Annotated in this window: 3 protein-coding genes; 1 reads left to right on the top strand and 2 read right to left on the bottom strand. The window is 36.7% G+C overall.

Translation table 11 applies throughout. The annotated features are described in order from the left end of the window. Nucleotides 1-897: DMT family transporter (locus AFK68_RS00530; RefSeq protein ID WP_246843908.1), on the top strand; the 897-nt coding region annotated here is incomplete at its 5' end. A 266-nt stretch (nt 898-1,163) separates the two neighbouring features. On the opposite strand, the gene AFK68_RS00525 is transcribed toward AFK68_RS00530, so the two are convergent. Next, nucleotides 1,164-1,559, bottom strand: a complete 396-nt coding sequence (locus AFK68_RS00525; RefSeq protein ID WP_094670792.1) for a hypothetical protein — start codon at nt 1,557-1,559, stop codon at nt 1,164-1,166. Nucleotides 1,560-1,747: 188 nt separating this feature from the next. Further along, nucleotides 1,748-1,879 (bottom strand): hypothetical protein, encoded by a 132-nt coding sequence (locus AFK68_RS43200; RefSeq protein WP_256386455.1) that lies wholly within the window; start codon nt 1,877-1,879, stop codon nt 1,748-1,750. Nucleotides 1,880-2,056: the final 177 nt, after the last annotated feature.

Here is a 2,056-nt window from a genome sequence, read left to right as displayed (position 1 = left end):
CCTTCTAACTGGTTAATTATATTAGTTTTAACTATCGGTGTTTTGGCAATCTCTACTGGTGCAATATTAATTAGGTTGGTAAGTCTATCTGCGGGAATGAGTGGGGTAGGGTTTAGTCTGGTAATAGCTGCTTCGCGAGTGGCGATCGCCTCTTTATTATTAGTACCAACATGGTCAAAAATTCAGTGGCAAAATCTCCAACCAGGGGCAATATTCTATGCAGGAACAGCAGGAGTTTGTCTTGCAGCTCATTTTTCTCTTTGGATTACTTCTTTATCTTATACTTCGATCGCAGCTTCGACTACTCTCGTAACAACTAACCCCATCTGGGTAGCTTTATTGTCATGGTGGTGGTTCAAGGAAAGACTTTCTCGCCAGACAGTTATTGGCATAATAGTAGCTATGACTGGAGGACTAATGATTGGTTTAGCAGATATTGGTGGGGCAACTACAGGTAGTAACCCTCTTCTGGGAAATTTTTTAGCTCTCATGGGAGCTTGGACAATTAGTTTCTATATGCTTCTGGGACGTGAAGCTCAAACCAAGGGTTTTAGTATTGGGGGCTATATTGTTGTAGTTTATAGTGTAGCTGCAATTGTATTATTGCCTATTCCCTTCTTTTCGGGTGTTGGCTACTTTGGCTATTCTGGTTTAGTCTATTTTTATTTATTATTAATGGCGTTACTGCCTCAATTAATAGGACATACAAGTTTGAATTGGGCAGTGCGTTGGGTTTCTCCTACTTTTGTTACTTTGGCAATTTTATTTGAACCTGTTGGAGCGAGTTTTTTAGGTTATTTATTGTTTGGTGAAGTGCCTTCTCTAATTGTTTTATTGGGAGCAGTTATTTTATTAGTTGGAGTGGCAATTTCTGCGGTAGGTTCTCAACAAAAATAGAGATATGTAAGCATTCAGCCATCAGCCATCAGCCATCAGCTAAGAAATTGAAGGAGAGTTACAAAGTTACTGTCAAATTCCCGATCAATTTTCTATCTTTATAAGAGGACTTTAACCCAGCCTAAAGTATTCTGGTTATAGAACAGGAGGTTCCCAAACTTAAAAAGCTGTTAACGCAGTTACGACCTAGGAGGCTAGCTGGATGCTAATAGCTAAATGCTTATCAAAAAAACTTAAACTAATCCCTACATTATTCTGAGAAAATCCTATTTTGTTTCTGGAATAATCTGTTGATTTTGGAAAGTTATACCCTTAACAATTTTAACTATAAACTGTTGTAAAAATTGAATAGTTGCTCTCATACTAGAACCATGACTAACTGCCCAAATATTTGTAATTAAAGAACAGCTAGCAAATAATAAAAGAATGAATGTTTGGATTCTAACTACTCCGACAATAAACCAGCTTCCCACATGAAGGATAATCATTAAAGCATAAAAACTGGCGACTAATGCCATTAAGTTAATTTGTTTTTTGGGTCGATGGAGGACTGTAAAAATTATTGGCTGTAAACTTGCTAGTACATTCATAGGTACTAGAAATCCACAAATTGCTACACAATATAGGTGTGAAAATTCGATGATGTTATTGAAGTCGAACATTTTGTAAATTTCTCTTTAATGGTTGATTAATTCTATACTTTTATTGGAGTGTCATTTCAGTTATCAGTTATCAGTACCTCCTACTAAAGTAGAATTCTCGAAATGCTGAATTTTCTTTTTTTATCCCCTTTAAAGAGGAGGCTTGAGACCTTATTTATTGGTCATATCAAAACTCAGAAAACAGCTTTTTATTTTTTTGTTTTTTCCTTTTTTTTAACTGAATCAGTCCAAAAATTAGTAAACATCATTAGCATTCCTCCAAGAAAGATAGTAATTGCCATTCCAGCAGGAATTACAGTTTCCCAGTCAGTTGTTTCCATGTACTTCCTAGTTCATTTAGTCAAGGGATTTTAGTAATTATACCTAATATGTTATGAACTACTATGTGATTATTTTCGGTGTCGTTTTCTCGCAAGCGGTCAGACCCCGCGTCGCCGCCAGCTCGCTTGCGGAATGCTGACCAAGAGAGGGAACGCGCACCAAGAGACCACAAATTA

This window comes from Hydrocoleum sp. CS-953, from assembly GCF_002260545.1.
Classification (GTDB): Bacteria; Cyanobacteriota; Cyanobacteriia; order Cyanobacteriales; family Microcoleaceae; genus Trichodesmium.
This window is presented reverse-complemented; position numbering and strand designations above follow the sequence as displayed.